This window comes from Streptomyces justiciae (assembly GCF_015163075.1).
Taxonomy (GTDB): domain Bacteria; phylum Actinomycetota; class Actinomycetes; order Streptomycetales; family Streptomycetaceae; genus Streptomyces; species Streptomyces justiciae.
This window is the reverse complement of sequence record NZ_JADDXU010000027.1, coordinates 69292-83606: the sequence shown is the minus strand read 5'-3', so window position 1 is coordinate 83606 and position 14315 is coordinate 69292. Positions and strand designations below refer to the sequence as shown.

13 protein-coding genes are annotated in these 14315 nt (G+C 69.1%); 12 read left to right on the top strand and 1 reads right to left on the bottom strand.

The window, feature by feature from the left end; genetic code table 11:
- Positions 1-74 precede the first annotated feature (74 nt).
- On the top strand, positions 75-1880 hold the full coding sequence (locus IQ210_RS43350; protein WP_194084757.1) for a hydroxysqualene dehydroxylase: 1806 nt from the start codon (positions 75-77) through the stop codon (positions 1878-1880).
- A gap of 79 nt (positions 1881-1959) precedes the next feature.
- Here the strand turns inward: IQ210_RS43350 and IQ210_RS43345 are convergent, their stop codons facing one another.
- Complete coding sequence (locus IQ210_RS43345) at positions 1960-2778, bottom strand: C40 family peptidase (protein WP_194084756.1); 819 nt, start codon at positions 2776-2778, stop codon at positions 1960-1962.
- 725 nt (positions 2779-3503) lie between these two features.
- Between IQ210_RS43345 and IQ210_RS43340 the strand changes: the two genes are divergently transcribed.
- From IQ210_RS43340 to nuoK, 11 genes are read left to right on the top strand one after another with little or no spacing between them, the layout of a single operon-like run.
- Positions 3504-3863, top strand: coding sequence for an NADH-quinone oxidoreductase subunit A (locus IQ210_RS43340; protein WP_007383963.1), 360 nt, complete (start codon positions 3504-3506; stop codon positions 3861-3863).
- A gap of 14 nt (positions 3864-3877) precedes the next feature.
- Positions 3878-4432, top strand: coding sequence for a NuoB/complex I 20 kDa subunit family protein (locus IQ210_RS43335; protein ID WP_030494814.1), 555 nt, complete (start codon positions 3878-3880; stop codon positions 4430-4432).
- The gene (locus IQ210_RS43330) at positions 4429-5175 is read left to right on the top strand and encodes an NADH-quinone oxidoreductase subunit C (protein WP_194084755.1); all 747 of its coding nucleotides are present in this window, start codon (positions 4429-4431) and stop codon (positions 5173-5175) included. Before IQ210_RS43335 ends, IQ210_RS43330 begins: the two co-directional genes overlap by 4 nt.
- Positions 5172-6494, top strand: coding sequence for an NADH-quinone oxidoreductase subunit D (locus IQ210_RS43325; RefSeq protein ID WP_059192994.1), 1323 nt, complete (start codon positions 5172-5174; stop codon positions 6492-6494). Before IQ210_RS43330 ends, IQ210_RS43325 begins: the two co-directional genes overlap by 4 nt.
- The gene (gene nuoE, locus IQ210_RS43320; RefSeq protein WP_194084754.1) at positions 6491-7378 is read left to right on the top strand and encodes an NADH-quinone oxidoreductase subunit NuoE; all 888 of its coding nucleotides are present in this window, start codon (positions 6491-6493) and stop codon (positions 7376-7378) included. Before IQ210_RS43325 ends, nuoE begins: the two co-directional genes overlap by 4 nt.
- A complete protein-coding gene (gene nuoF, locus IQ210_RS43315; protein WP_194084753.1) occupies positions 7378-8727 on the top strand; it encodes an NADH-quinone oxidoreductase subunit NuoF in 1350 nt (449 codons plus the stop codon). The genes nuoE and nuoF overlap by 1 nt, the downstream gene beginning before the upstream one ends.
- Positions 8724-11228, top strand: coding sequence for an NADH-quinone oxidoreductase subunit G (locus tag IQ210_RS43310; protein WP_194084752.1), 2505 nt, complete (start codon positions 8724-8726; stop codon positions 11226-11228). Before nuoF ends, IQ210_RS43310 begins: the two co-directional genes overlap by 4 nt.
- Positions 11225-12586: an NADH-quinone oxidoreductase subunit NuoH gene (gene nuoH, locus IQ210_RS43305; protein ID WP_194084751.1), complete on the top strand. Its 1362-nt coding sequence runs from the start codon at positions 11225-11227 to the stop codon at positions 12584-12586. Before IQ210_RS43310 ends, nuoH begins: the two co-directional genes overlap by 4 nt.
- Positions 12579-13181 (top strand): NADH-quinone oxidoreductase subunit NuoI, encoded by a 603-nt coding sequence (gene nuoI, locus IQ210_RS43300; protein WP_194084750.1) that lies wholly within the window; start codon positions 12579-12581, stop codon positions 13179-13181. The genes nuoH and nuoI overlap by 8 nt, the downstream gene beginning before the upstream one ends.
- A complete protein-coding gene (locus tag IQ210_RS43295) occupies positions 13178-14017 on the top strand; it encodes an NADH-quinone oxidoreductase subunit J (RefSeq protein ID WP_194084749.1) in 840 nt (279 codons plus the stop codon). The genes nuoI and IQ210_RS43295 overlap by 4 nt, the downstream gene beginning before the upstream one ends.
- On the top strand, positions 14014-14313 hold the full coding sequence (gene nuoK, locus IQ210_RS43290; protein ID WP_003974374.1) for an NADH-quinone oxidoreductase subunit NuoK: 300 nt from the start codon (positions 14014-14016) through the stop codon (positions 14311-14313). Before IQ210_RS43295 ends, nuoK begins: the two co-directional genes overlap by 4 nt.
- Positions 14314-14315 lie beyond the last annotated feature (2 nt).

Genomic DNA, 14315 nt, shown 5'->3' with positions numbered 1-14315 from the left:
CGGTGTGTGGATGCTGTGGGCGGTGGGTCATCGGGCTTCCGGCCTCCGGGGCCGCTCCCTACCCTCCGTTGCCCATGACAACAGAACACACCCAGCGGCCCCAGGGCCACACCCGCAGACGCTTCCTGGCCGGTACCGGAGGAGCGGCCGGCGCCCTCGCGTTATGGCCCGCCGGAGGCGCGAGCGCCGCTTCCGGCAAGCGCGTCGCCGTCCTCGGCGGTGGCGTCTCGGGCCTGAGCGCCGCCCACGAACTCGCCGAACGCGGCTACGACGTCACCGTCTACGAGTACTACGACGTCCTCGGCGGCAAGGCCCGCTCGATGCCCGTCCCCGGCACGGCCGCCGGCGGCCGCGCCGACCTCCCCGCCGAGCACGGCTTCCGCTTCTTCCCCGGCTTCTACCGGAACCTGCCGGACACGATGAGCCGTATCCCCTTCCCCGGCAACGCCGGAGGCGTCCGCGACAACCTCCGCAACGCGACGGAGGAGTTGTTCGCCCGCGCGGACGGACGCCCCGACCTGCACTTCCCTTTGCGCCGCGCCACCACCCCGCCCGCCCCCGGTGACCTCACCCCGCTCTGGATCCGAGACCAGATCCTCTCCGTCCTGGACCTCGCCACCAACCTCCCCGCCCACGAGGCCGCCTACTTCGCCGACCGCGTCCTGGTCCACCTCACCAGTTGCGACGCCCGCCGCGAGGACCAGTGGGAGAAGACCTCGTGGTGGGACTTCATCCGCGCGGAGGAGATGAGCGCGGAGTACCAGACCGTCCTCGGCATCGGACAGACCCGCAACCTCGTCGCCACGCGCGCGGAAGTCGCCTCCACCCGCACGGTCGGCCGCGTCATCATCGAGGCCCTGATCCTGTGGGGCCTCCTCGGCCGCGGCATGGACGGCCCCGACTCCGACGTCGACCGCGTCCTCAACGCCCCCACCAGCGAGGCCTGGATCGACCCGTGGGAACGGCATCTGCGCTCCCAGGGCGTGCGGTTCGTGCTCGGCACGCAGGTCCACGAGGTCCTGTACGACGCCGGCCGCGTCACCGGCGTCCGCGTCTCGGCCCGCGACGGCGGCGACGAACGTACCGTCACCGCCGACCACTACGTCTCCGCGCTCCCCGTCGAGCACGCGCGCGTGACGTGGGGAGCGGCCCTGCGCGCGGCGGACCCGCAGCTCGCGCGCTGCGACGCGCTGAAGACGGACTGGATGACCGGCGTGATGTTCTACCTGCGCACGCCCACCCCCGTCGTGCACGGCCACGTCAACTGCCTCGACTCGCCCTGGTCGGTGACGGCGGTCGGTCAGGCCCAGTTCTGGGACGGCCGGGACTTCGCACGCGACTACGGCGACGGCCAGGCCCGCGACTGTCTCTCCGCGATCATCTCGGAATGGGACAAGCCCGGCATCCTGTACGGCAAGACGGCCAAGGAATGCACCAAGGACGAGATCGTCGCCGAACTGTGGGCGCAGTTGAAGGACGGGCTGAACGACGCCGGCAAGACGACGCTGGTCGACGACGACCGGCTCGGCTGGTTCATGGACCCGGCGGTGACGGGCGTCGGCGGCCCCGACCCGCAGAACCGCGAACAGCTCCTCATCCATCCCACGGGCACGCTCTACAACCGCCCTTCGGCCCGCACGAAGGTGCCCAACTTCTTCCTCGCGGGCGACTACGTCCGTACCGACGTGGACCTCGCGACGATGGAGGGCGCCAACGAGTCGGCCCGGCTGGCGGTCAACGCGCTGCTGGACGCGGACCGTTCGGACGCCGAGCGGTGTGAGGTGCTGGAGCTCTTCCGGCCCCCGGAGATGGAGCCGCTGAAGCGGATCGACGAGGCCCGCCACCGGTTGGGCCTGCCCAACACCTTCGACCTCGGATAGTCACGGGGACGGGCGGAAGGGCCGCTGCCCCCGAGCGGCTGCGGCCCTTCCGACGTTCTGTGCGCCCGTGCGCGTTTTGTCAGAGTACGCGCACGGCACCCGACGCCGGGTAACCGGACAGGTCCTGGATGACAACGCCCTTGGACGGGTTGGCCGCGTCCAGGTACTGGCCGTCGCCGATGTAGACGCCCACGTGGTACGCGGAGCCCTTGCCGCCCCAGTACAGGATGTCGCCGACCTGCAGGTTGGACAGGGACACGTCGGTGCCGGCCATGGACTGGTCCTGGGAGACGCGCGGCAGGTCGACGCCGACCTGCTTGAACGCGGCCTGGACCAGGCCGGAGCAGTCCCACGCGTTGGGGCCGGTGCCGCCCATGACGTAGGCGTCGCCCACCTGGGCCTTGAGGAAGGCGATGACGGTCGCGACGGAGCCGCTGGCGGGCGCCGAGGCGGTCGTGGACGCGGAGAGGGTGCTCCGGCTTGAGGAACGCGAGGCGGCGGCCTCTGCGGCGGCCTTGCGGGCCTCCTCAGCCTTCTTCTTGGCTTCCGCCTTCTTCTTCGCCTCGGCGAGGTCCTTCTTGGCCTCCTTGGCGGCCGCGGCGGCGGCCGCGTCACGCTCGGCCTCCAGCTCGTAGTTCGCGGCGGCCTGCTGCGTGGCGTCCGCGGACTGGGCGACCTGGGCGGCCAGGTCGGCCGTGAGCGTGGGCAGTTCGAGCGTCTGCGTCGTCTCGGCGGCGCTCGCCGAGGCCGACGCGCCCGCCGCTGCCATGCTGAGGACGCCACCGGCAACTCCGGCACGCACGGCGAGCGAAGTCGTCGCGCTGCGGCGGGGTTTCCGGTGGCTGCGTATGTGAGCGGTGTGGGACATGAGAACAACCGGTATCAGGGGCTCCTCCATACCTTCAAGAAACGTGTCCTGCGCCACAGTTGTTCATCCAGCCCCTCGAATCCCGGGCGTGGCGCTCTTTATTGACGCCGTAACGGACATTGCGGGCACGGTCCATCATGGCCGTGATCACGGTCTTTCATCGTTACGCCCGAATTGCCCCGCGCCTACCACCGGTTGGGACCGGTGGCCAAGCCCGCTTCTCAGAGGTCTCTCATCGATGTGGCGGAGGTCACGCAACGGTTACGGCGGCGCCTGCGTCACGCGCGCACCCCTCGCCGTCACCCGCTCGTGAATGTGTGCACGCGTCCACATCGCGCCCCGCGACCCCCTCCCGGGTGTGAACGCCGCGCACTATCAAGCGGTCGCGTCCAGCACCAATTTGCATGCACGGGAAGACTCTTGATATTGAGACGCCGCTTCCGCACCCCGTCCCAACTGCGCCGACGAGCCAAAATGTCACCTCTGGTGATCGCTCGGACGCTTCACGTACGAAGATCACCGCTCATCCGACTTCATGATCCTTCGTCAGGTGGTGGAGATCACAAAGCTTGTGCAATACCCCGTGTCGCAGATCACAGACCGGCGGGCATAAGATGCGGGTCAGTTGGGCTTGTGACCTGCTTCACATGTTCGCGATCTTCGTCGGGACGAACGGGGTTCGTGGGGCACGTGAGACGGAAGTGAACCCGACGCCATCGCCAGCAGTCAGTGCCGACTGAGAGGAGCGAGGAGCGGTGAACGCGTATGCGCCCATCCTCGTACTGGGAGCCCTCGGGGCAGGCTTTGCGATCTTCTCCGTGGTCATGGCCACGCTGATCGGTCCGAAGCGGTACAACCGGGCCAAGCTCGAGGCCTACGAGTGCGGGATCGAGCCGACCCCCACGCCGGCCGGCGGCGGGCGCTTCCCCATCAAGTACTACCTGACGGCGATGCTCTTCATCGTCTTCGACATCGAGATCGTCTTCCTCTACCCCTGGGCCGTCACCTTCGACGCCCTGGGTGTTTTCGGGCTCGTGGAGATGCTGCTCTTCGTGCTCACCGTCTTCGTCGCGTACGCGTACGTATGGCGGCGCGGCGGCCTGGAATGGGACTGAGGGGCCTTTAACTCATGGGACTCGAAGAAAAGCTGCCGAGCGGCTTCCTGCTGACCACCGTCGAGCAGGCCGCGGGCTGGGTGCGCAAGGCGTCCGTCTTCCCGGCCACCTTCGGGCTGGCCTGCTGCGCCATCGAGATGATGACGACCGGCGCCGGACGCTACGACCTGGCCCGCTTCGGGATGGAGGTCTTCCGCGGCTCACCCCGCCAGGCCGACCTCATGATCGTCGCCGGCCGGGTCAGCCAGAAGATGGCGCCGGTGCTGCGGCAGGTCTACGACCAGATGCCGAACCCCAAGTGGGTCATCTCCATGGGGGTCTGCGCCTCCTCGGGCGGCATGTTCAACAACTACGCGATCGTGCAGGGCGTCGACCACATCGTCCCGGTCGACATCTATCTCCCCGGCTGCCCGCCACGGCCGGAGATGCTCATGGACGCCATCCTCAAGCTCCACCAGAAGATCCAGGGCTCCAAGCTCGGCGTGAACGCCGAGGAAGCGGCCCGGGAGGCGGAGGAAGCGGCGCTCAAGGCCCTGCCCACGATCGAGATGAAGGGGCTGCTGCGATGAGCGACGCGAACGGGGCGTCGAACGGCGTGAACCCCGAGAAGGACCTCGGTGCCTCCAACCTCCCCGGCCAGCGGGGCGAGGGCGGCGAGGAGATCCGCGTCCAGCGCGGCATGTTCGGCGCCAACAACGGCGGCGACACCTCCGGCTACGGCGGCCTGGTCCGCTCCATCCGGCTCCCGGGGGCGGCCACCCGCCCCTACGGCGGCTGGTTCGACGAGGTCGCCGACGAGCTGGAGGGCGCACTGGAGGAGCAGGGCCTCCTGCCCGACAACGCCATCGAGAAGACGGTCGTCGACCGCGGTGAGCTCACCTTCCACATCGAGCGCGAGCATCTGCTGCGCGTCGCCCGCACCCTGCGCGACGACCCGGCCCTGCGCTTCGAGCTCTGCACCGGCGTCAGCGGCGTCCACTACCCGCACGACAAGGGCCGCGAGCTGCACGCCGTCTACCACCTGCGCTCGATCACCCACAACCGGCTGATCCGCCTGGAGGTCAGCGCCCCGGACGCCGATCCGAAGATCCCGTCCCTGGTCTCCGTGTACCCGACCAACGACTGGCACGAGCGCGAGACCTACGACTTCTTCGGGATCGTCTTCGACGGTCACCCCGCCCTGACCCGGATCATGATGCCGGACGACTGGCAGGGCCACCCGCAGCGCAAGGACTACCCCCTCGGCGGCATCCCCGTCGAGTACAAGGGCGCCCAGATCCCGGCTCCGGACCAGCGGAGGTCGTACTCGTGAGCACATCGCACGCAACCCCTCGCGAGACCACCGAGGGCACCGTCTACACGGTCACCGGTGGCGACTGGGACGAGGTCGTCCAGTCCGCGGCCCGCGCCGACGACGAGCGCATCGTCGTCAACATGGGCCCCCAGCACCCGTCCACCCATGGAGTGCTGCGCCTGATCCTGGAGATCGAGGGCGAGACGGTCACCGAGGCCCGCTGCGGCATCGGCTACCTGCACACCGGCATCGAGAAGAACCTCGAGTTCCGCACGTGGACGCAGGGCACCACGTTCGTGACGCGCATGGACTACCTGACGTCCTTCTTCAACGAGACCGCCTACTGTCTCGCCGTCGAGAAGCTCCTCGGCATCGAGGACCAGATCACCGAGCGCGCCAAGATCATCCGGGTGCTCCTGATGGAGCTGAACCGGCTCTCCTCGCACCTGGTGTGCATCGCCACCGGCGGCATGGAACTCGGCGCCACCACGATCATGATCTACGGATTCCGTGATCGTGAAATGATTCTCGACATCTACGAGCTCATCACGGGCCTCAGGATGAACCACGCGTACATCCGCCCCGGCGGACTCGCGCAGGACCTGCCGCCCGGCGCGGTGGACCACATCCGCGAGTTCGTGAAGAAGATGAAGAAGAACCTCCCGGAGTACGACAAGCTCGCCACCGGGAACCCCATCTTCAAGGCCCGTATGCAGGACGTCGGTTACCTCGACCTGGCCGGCTGCATGGCCCTCGGCGCCACCGGTCCGATCCTGCGCTCCACCGGCCTGCCGCACGACCTGCGCAAGTCGCAGCCCTACTGCGACTACGAGACCTACGACTTCGAGGTCCCGACCGCAGACACCTGCGACTCCTACGGGCGCTTCCTCATCCGCCTGGAGGAGATGCGCCAGTCGCTGCACATCGTCGAGCAGTGCCTGGACCGGCTCCAGCCCGGCCCGGTCATGGTCGCCGACAAGAAGATCGCCTGGCCCGCCCAGCTCGCGCTCGGCCCCGACGGTCTCGGCAACTCCCTCGACCACATCAAGAAGATCATGGGCACCTCCATGGAGGCCCTGATCCACCACTTCAAGCTGGTCACCGAGGGCTTCCGCGTACCGCCGGGACAGGCGTACGCGGCCGTCGAGTCGCCCAAGGGCGAACTCGGGGTGCACGCGGTGTCCGACGGCGGCACCCGCCCCTTCCGGGTCCACTTCCGCGACCCGTCCTTCACCAACCTGCAGGCCATGGCGGCGATGTGCGAGGGCGGCCAGGTCGCCGACGTCATCGTCGCCGTCGCGTCCATCGACCCCGTGATGGGAGGCGTCGACCGGTGACCACCTCTTCTTCGGAGCGGGGCGTCAGCCTGGGCATGCCCGAACTGCCCGCGCCCGCCTACCCGGACGACGTCCGAGCCCGGCTTGAGACGGACGCGCGCGAGGTCATCGCCCGCTACCCCGACTCCCGGTCCGCGCTCCTTCCGCTGCTGCACCTCGTGCAGTCGGAGGAAGGCCATGTCACGCGCACCGGGATGCAGTTCTGCGCGGACGTTCTCGGCCTGACCACGGCCGAGGTCACCGCGGTCGCCACCTTCTACACCATGTACCGGCGGCGGCCGAGCGGTGACTACCAGGTCGGCGTCTGCACCAACACGCTGTGCGCGGTGATGGGCGGCGACGCGATCTTCGAGTCCCTCCAGGAGCACCTGGGCGTCGGCAACGGCGGGACCACCGAGGACGGCAAGGTCACGCTGGAGCACATCGAGTGCAACGCGGCCTGTGACTTCGCGCCGGTCGTGATGGTCAACTGGGAGTTCTTCGACAACCAGACCCCGGGCAGCGCCAAGCGCCTCGTCGACGACCTGATCGCGGGCCGTCCGGTGCAGCCCACGCGCGGGGCGCCGCTGTGCACCTTCAAGGAGACCGCGCGGATCCTCGCCGGCTTCCCCGACGAGCGGCCAGGGGCCGTCGAGGCAAGCGGCGGAGCGGGACCCGCTTCGCTGGTGGGCCTCCGCCTGGCCAGGGGAGAGGCCGCACCCGCGCGCGTGGTCCATCCGCGCGACGGCGGTCCGCACGACGAGCCGCAGGACAGGGCGCCGCAGGACCGCGCCGTGCACGAGCCGTCGCCGACCGAGCACCTGAGTTCGCACGACGCGCCGCAGGACACGTCGGCCTCCGACCCGGCCCACCCGGCGGGGCCCGTCGCCGAGGAGGGGGAGTGATGACCTTGGCACCCGAGCTGAAAGACACCAGCCCCGAGAAGCTGCTCGCACCCGTGCTGTCGGCCTTCTGGGACGAGGACAGGTCCTGGACGCTGGACGTCTACAAGAGGCACGAGGGATACGAGGGCCTGCGCAAGGCGCTCGCGATGTCACCGGACGACCTGATCGCGTACGTCAAGGACTCCGGTCTGCGCGGCCGCGGCGGCGCGGGATTCCCCACGGGAATGAAATGGCAGTTCATTCCCCAGGGGGATGGAAAGCCGCACTATCTAGTTGTCAACGCCGACGAATCGGAGCCCGGAACCTGCAAGGACATTCCGCTCCTCTTCGCGAACCCGCATAGCCTCATCGAGGGCATGATCATCGCGTGTTACGCCATCAGGTCGTCGCATGCCTTCATCTATCTGCGCGGTGAAGTGGTGCCAGTGCTGCGGCGGTTGCACGCGGCCGTGAGCGAGGCCTATGCGGCCGGCTACCTCGGGACGAACATCCTGGGCAGCGGGCTCGATCTCGACATCACCGTGCACGCGGGCGCGGGCGCGTACATCTGCGGTGAGGAGACCGCACTCCTCGACTCGCTCGAAGGCCGCCGTGGTCAACCGCGGCTTCGTCCCCCCTTTCCTGCGGTCGCAGGCCTCTATGCCTGCCCGACTGTGGTGAATAACGTCGAATCGATCGCGTCGGTTCCCGCGATTCTGCATCGGGGCAAAGAATGGTTCCGGTCGATGGGAAGCGAGAAGTCCCCGGGCTTCACGCTCTATTCGCTCAGCGGCCACGTCGCCAGCCCCGGCCAGTACGAGGCCCCGCTCGGCATCACGCTGCGCCAGCTGCTGGAGATGAGCGGCGGCATGCGACCCGGGCACCGGCTCAAGTTCTGGACGCCGGGCGGCTCCTCGACGCCGATGTTCACCGACGAGCACCTCGATGTCCCTCTTGATTACGAAGGAGTGGGTGCCGCGGGTTCCATGCTCGGCACGAAAGCACTCCAGTGCTTCGACGAGACGACCTGTGTCGTCCGCGCCGTCACCCGCTGGACCGAGTTCTACGCCCACGAGTCCTGCGGCAAGTGCACGCCCTGCCGCGAAGGCACGTACTGGCTCGTGCAGTTGCTGCGTGACATCGAGGCCGGCAAGGGCGTCATGTCCGACCTCGACAAGCTGAACGACATCGCCGACAACATCAACGGCAAGTCCTTCTGCGCCCTCGGCGACGGCGCCGCCTCGCCGATCTTCTCCTCGCTGAAGTACTTCCGCGAGGAGTACGAGCAGCACATCACGGGCCGCGGCTGCCCCTTCGACCCGGCCAAGTCCACGGTCTGGGCCGACTCCCGCACGGAGGTGAACGCATGACGGTGACCACCAACGCTCCCTCGGGAGGGGGCGAGGCGGCGGTCCCGCCGGAAGATCTCGTCTCGTTGACCATCGACGGCGCCGAGATCAGCGTGCCCAAGGGCACCCTGGTCATCCGGGCCGCCGAGCAGCTCGGCATCGAGATCCCGCGCTTCTGCGACCACCCCCTGCTCGACCCGGCCGGCGCCTGCCGGCAGTGCATCGTCGAGGTCGAGGGCCAGCGCAAGCCGATGGCGTCCTGCACCATCACCTGCACCGACGGCATGGTGGTGAAGACCCACCTCACCTCGCCGGCCGCCGAGAAGGCCCAGCACGGTGTGATGGAGCTGCTCCTCATCAACCACCCGCTGGACTGCCCGGTCTGCGACAAGGGCGGCGAGTGCCCCCTGCAGAACCAGGCGATGTCCCACGGGCAGGCCGAGTCCCGCTTCGAGGGCAAGAAGCGGACGTACGAGAAGCCCGTCCCGATCTCCACACAGGTGCTGCTCGACCGTGAGCGGTGCGTGCTGTGCGCCCGCTGCACCCGGTTCTCCAACCAGGTCGCGGGCGACCCGATGATCGAGCTGGTCGAGCGCGGCGCGCTCCAGCAGGTCGGCACCGGTGAGGGCGACCCGTTCGAGTCGTACTTCTCCGGCAACACCATCCAGATCTGCCCGGTCGGCGCGCTCACCTCGGCGGCGTACCGGTTCCGCTCCCGCCCCTTCGACCTCGTCTCCTCGCCGTCGGTGTGCGAGCACTGCTCCGGCGGCTGCGCCACCCGCACCGACCACCGGCGCGGCAAGGTCATGCGCAAGCTCGCCGCCAACGACCCCGAGGTCAACGAGGAGTGGATCTGCGACAAGGGGCGGTTCGCCTTCCGGTACGCGCAGCAGCGCGACCGGCTTCAGACGCCCCTGGTGCGCAGCCCCGAGGGTGAGCTCGTCCCGGCCTCCTGGCCCGAGGCGCTGGAGATCGCCGCGCAGGGCCTGCTCGCCTCGCGCGGCCGGACCGGTGTGCTGACCGGCGGCCGGCTCACCATCGAGGACGCCTACGCGTACAGCAAGTTCACGCGCGTGGCGCTCGACACCAACGACATCGACTTCCGCGCGCGCGTGCACAGCGGCGAGGAGGCCGACTTCCTGGCCGCCCGGATCGCCGGCCACGGCCGCGACCTCGACGGTACGGGCGTCACGTACACCGCGCTGGAGAAGGCGCCCGCCGTCCTGCTGGTCGGGTTCGAGGCCGAGGAGGAGGCGCCCGGCGTCTTCCTGCGGCTGCGCAAGGCCTGGCGCAAGCACGGACAGAAGGTCTTCTCGCTGGCCACCTACGCCACGCGCGGCCTGGAGAAGGCCGGCGGCACGCTGCTGCCGGCGGCTCCCGGTACCGAGACCGAGTGGCTGGACGCGCTCGCGAGCGGCGTCGGCCTGGAGGAGGGCGGCGCGCAGGCCGCCGAGGCGCTGCGGACCGAGGGCGCGGTCATCGTCGTCGGTGAGCGGCTGGCCGCCGTGGCGGGCGGACTGACCGCCGCCGTACGGGCCGCGTCCGCGACCGGCGCCCAGCTGGTGTGGATCCCGCGCCGGGCGGGGGAGCGCGGTGCCGTCGAGGCCGGTGCGCTGCCGACGCTGCTGCCGGGCGGCCGTCCGGCCACCGACCCACGCGCGCGTGAGGAGGTCGCCGCCGCCTGGGGCGTCGCCGAACTCCCGCACCGCTACGGCCGGGACACCACGCAGATCATCGAGGCCGCCACCACCGGGGAACTCCAGGCGCTGGTCGTCGCCGGCGTCGAGGTCGCCGACCTGCCCGACCCGGCACGCGCGCGTGAGGCGCTCGGCGAGGTCGGCTTCCTGGTGTCGCTGGAACTGCGGCCCAGCGAGGTCACCGAACTCGCGGACGTCGTCCTGCCGGTCGCCGCCGTCGCCGAGAAGGCCGGCACCTTCCTCAACTGGGAAGGCAGGGTGCGCTTCTTCGAGGCAGCGCTCAAGCCCGACCAGATGACCCGTCGCCTCGCGCCGACCGACGCGCGCGTGCTCCAGATGCTGGCCGACGCCATGGACGTACACCTGGGTCTGCCGGACCTGCGGACCGTGCGCGGCGAGATCGACCGGCTCGGCGCCTGGGACGGCCCGCGGGCCACCGAACCGCTGGAGACCGGCGCCCAGTTGCCGAGGCCCGCCGCCGGAGAGGCCGTCCTCGCCGGACACCGGCTGCTGCTCGACCAGGGCCGTCTCCAGGAGGGCGACGAGGCGCTCGCGGGCACCCGGCACGCCGCCCACGCGCGCGTGTCCGCCGCGACCGCCGCCGAGGCGGGCGTCAAGGACGGCGACGTCCTGGCCGTGACCGGCTCCTCCGGAGTCGTCGAACTCCCGCTCCAGGTCACCGAGATGCCCGACCGCGTGGTCTGGCTGCCGCTGAACTCCGTGGGCGGGGGCGTCGCCTCCGACGCCGGTGCGCTGCCCGGCTCCCTCGTCCGCATCGGCCCGGCGACCCCCGCCGCCGAAGCCCCCAAGGAGGTGGAGGCATGAGCCCGTACCTCGCGGCGGAAGACCTCTCGATGTTCGGCACCGACCCCTGGTGGCTCGTCGTCGTCAAGGCCGTCTTCTGCTTCGCGTTCCTGATGGTGACCGTGTTGTTCTCCATCGTCTGGGAGCGCAAGGTCGTCGCCTGGATGCAGCTGCGCATCGGCCCCAACCGGCACGGCCCCTGGGGCATGCTCCAGTCGCTCGCCGACGGCGTGAAGCTGATGCTCAAGGAAGACGTCATCGTCAAGCGCGCGGACAAGGTGGTCTACATCCTCGCGCCGATCGTCGCGGCCATCCCGGCCTTCATGGCGATCGCGGTGATCCCCTTCGGCCCGGCCGGCAACGAGATCTCGATCTTCGGCCAGCGCACCACGATGCAGCTCACCGACCTGCCGATCGCGATGCTCTACATCCTCGCGGTCGCCTCGGTCGGCATCTACGGCATCGTGCTGGCGGGCTGGAGCTCCGGATCGACGTACCCGCTCCTCGGCGGCCTACGCTCCTGCGCGCAGATGATCTCGTACGAGATCGCCATGGGCGCCGCCTTCGCCTCCGTCTTCCTCTACTCGGGGTCGATGTCGACGTCGGCGATCGTCGAGGCGCAGCAGGACCGCTGGTACGTCATCCTGCTGCCGGTCTCCTTCATCATCTACATCATCACGATGGTGGGCGAGACCAACCGCGCCCCCTTCGACATGCCGGAGTCCGAGGGCGACCTGGTCGGCGGCTTCAACACCGAGTACTCGTCGATCAAGTTCGCGCTGTTCATGCTCGCCGAGTACGTGAACATGGTGACGGTCTCGGCGGTGTCCGTGACCCTCTTCCTCGGCGGCTGGCGGGCCCCCTGGCCGGTCAGCACCTTCTGGGAGGGCGCCAACCACGGCTGGTGGCCGCTGCTCTGGTTCGTCATCAAGGTCCAGCTGCTGCTGTTCTTCTTCATCTGGCTGCGCGGCACGCTCCCCCGCGTCCGCTACGACCAGCTGATGAAGCTCGGCTGGAAGGTCCTCATCCCGGTCTCCGTGGTGTGGCTGATGCTCGTCGCGACCGTGCGGACCCTCAGGAACGAGAACTACGACTTCGCCGACATCGCCCTCTACATCGGCGGCGGCGTCCTGGTCCTGCTGCTGCTCTCCTTCGTCGCCGACATGTTCCGCGGCAAGGCCAAGGAGGAGGAGCCCGCGACCGCCGTCGGATTCGACCCGATGGCCGGCGGATTCCCCGTACCGCCGCTGCCCGGACAGGAGTTGCCGGCCGTGCCGAGGCGCCGCTCGCGGCAGGAGCGGGAGCTGATTGTCAGTGGCGGAGTGAATACTCAGAGTGACGACGGATCTCTGGATGGAAAGGAGGCGTCCGATGGCTGAGGAGCCCAAGGAGACCAAGCCCGGTTTCATGAACCCCGTCGCCGGCTTCGGCGTGACCTTCAAGGCCATGTTCAAGAAGCGGCTGACCGAGCAGTACCCGGAGCAGCAGAAGACCACCGCTCCCCGCTTCCACGGACGGCACCAGCTCAACCGCCATCCGGACGGCCTGGAGAAGTGCGTCGGCTGCGAGCTGTGCGCCTGGGCCTGCCCAGCCGACGCCATCTATGTGGAGGGCGCCGACAACACGGACGAGGAGCGCTACTCGCCGGGCGAGCGGTACGGCCGCGTCTACCAGATCAACTACGCCCGCTGCATCCTGTGCGGCCTGTGCATCGAGGCGTGCCCCACGCGCGCGCTGACGATGACCAACGAGTTCGAGCTCGCCGACTCCAGCCGCGCGAACCTGATCTACACCAAGGAGCAGCTGCTCGCCGGTCTGGAAGACGGCATGGTCGACTCGCCGCACGCGATCTACCCGGGGACGGACGAGCAGGACTACTACCGGGGCCTGGTGACCGAGGCCGCGCCCGGCACGGTCCAGCAAGTAGCCGTCTCCAAGGGCGAGAAGCCCGAGGAAGAGGAGGCGACGGCATGAGCGATCTCGCCGCCTACTCGACCTCCACCGGAGAGGCCTTCCAGTTCTGGGTCCTCGGTACGGTCGCCGTGCTCGGCGCCCTGGCCACCGTGTTCATGAAGAAGGCCGTGCACAGCGCGCTGTCGCTCGCCGGAACCATGATCATCCTGGCGGTGTTCTACCTCGCCAACGGCGCCTACTTCCTGGGCATCGTGCAGATCGTCGTCTACACCGGCGCGATCATGATGCTGTTCCTGTTCGTGGTGATGCTCGTCGGCGTCACGGCCGCGGACTCCCTGAAGGAGACCATCAAGGGCCAGCGCTGGCTGGCCCTTCTCTGCGGGCTCGGCTTCGGCATCCTGCTGATCGCGGGCATCGGCAACGCCTCGCTCAAGGAGTTCAACGGCCTGGCGCAGGCGAACGCGAACGGCAACGTGGAGGGCCTCGCGACCCTCATCTTCACCAAGTACGTCTTCGCCTTCGAAATCACCGGCGCCCTGCTGATCACGGCCGCCGTCGGCGCCATGGTGCTCACCCACCGCGAGCGCACCGAGCGCGCCAAGACCCAGCGCGAGCTGGCCGAGGAGCGCGTCCGCGCGGGCAAGCACGTACCGCCGCTGCCGGCCCCCGGTGTCTACGCCCGGCACAACGCCGTGGACATCGCGGGCCTGCTGCCCGACGGCACCCCCTCGGAGCTCACGGTCAGCAAGACGCTCCGTGAACGCGGCCAGATCCGTGACGTGTCGGCCGAGGCGCTCAACGACCTCAAGGCGCTGGAGCAGCGCTCCGAGGAACGCCTGGAGCGCACCGCGGTCGAGCCGTCCCACCTCAAGCGGGCCGAGGAGGCGTCGAAGTGAACCCCGTCAACTACCTCTACCTCGCGGCCCTGTTGTTCACGATCGGCGCCACCGGCGTACTGATCAGGCGCAACGCGATCGTCGTGTTCATGTGCATCGAGCTCATGCTCAACGCCTGCAACCTCGCGTTCGTCGCCTTCTCCCGGATGCACGGCAATCTCGACGGCCAGATCATCGCGTTCTTCACGATGGTCGTCGCCGCCGCGGAGGTCGTGGTCGGGCTCGCGATCATCGTGTCCCTGTTCCGTTCCCGCCACTCGGCCTCGGTCGACGACGCCAGCCTGATGAAGCTCTGAGG

What these genes read in the sequence shown, in the direction of transcription:
- IQ210_RS43330 (WP_194084755.1), top strand. Translation starts at nt 4,429, where the DNA reads ATGAGCGACGCGAACGGGGCGTCGAACGGCGTGAACCCCGAGAAGGAC.
- IQ210_RS43345 (WP_194084756.1), bottom strand. Translation starts at nt 2,778, where the DNA reads ATGGAGGAGCCCCTGATACCGGTTGTTCTCATGTCCCACACCGCTCAC.
- IQ210_RS43295 (WP_194084749.1), top strand. Translation starts at nt 13,178, where the DNA reads ATGAGCGATCTCGCCGCCTACTCGACCTCCACCGGAGAGGCCTTCCAG.
- nuoF (WP_194084753.1), top strand. Translation starts at nt 7,378, where the DNA reads ATGACCTTGGCACCCGAGCTGAAAGACACCAGCCCCGAGAAGCTGCTC.
- IQ210_RS43335 (WP_030494814.1), top strand. Translation starts at nt 3,878, where the DNA reads ATGGGACTCGAAGAAAAGCTGCCGAGCGGCTTCCTGCTGACCACCGTC.
- IQ210_RS43310 (WP_194084752.1), top strand. Translation starts at nt 8,724, where the DNA reads ATGACGGTGACCACCAACGCTCCCTCGGGAGGGGGCGAGGCGGCGGTC.
- nuoI (WP_194084750.1), top strand. Translation starts at nt 12,579, where the DNA reads ATGGCTGAGGAGCCCAAGGAGACCAAGCCCGGTTTCATGAACCCCGTC.
- IQ210_RS43350 (WP_194084757.1), top strand. Translation starts at nt 75, where the DNA reads ATGACAACAGAACACACCCAGCGGCCCCAGGGCCACACCCGCAGACGC.
- nuoH (WP_194084751.1), top strand. Translation starts at nt 11,225, where the DNA reads ATGAGCCCGTACCTCGCGGCGGAAGACCTCTCGATGTTCGGCACCGAC.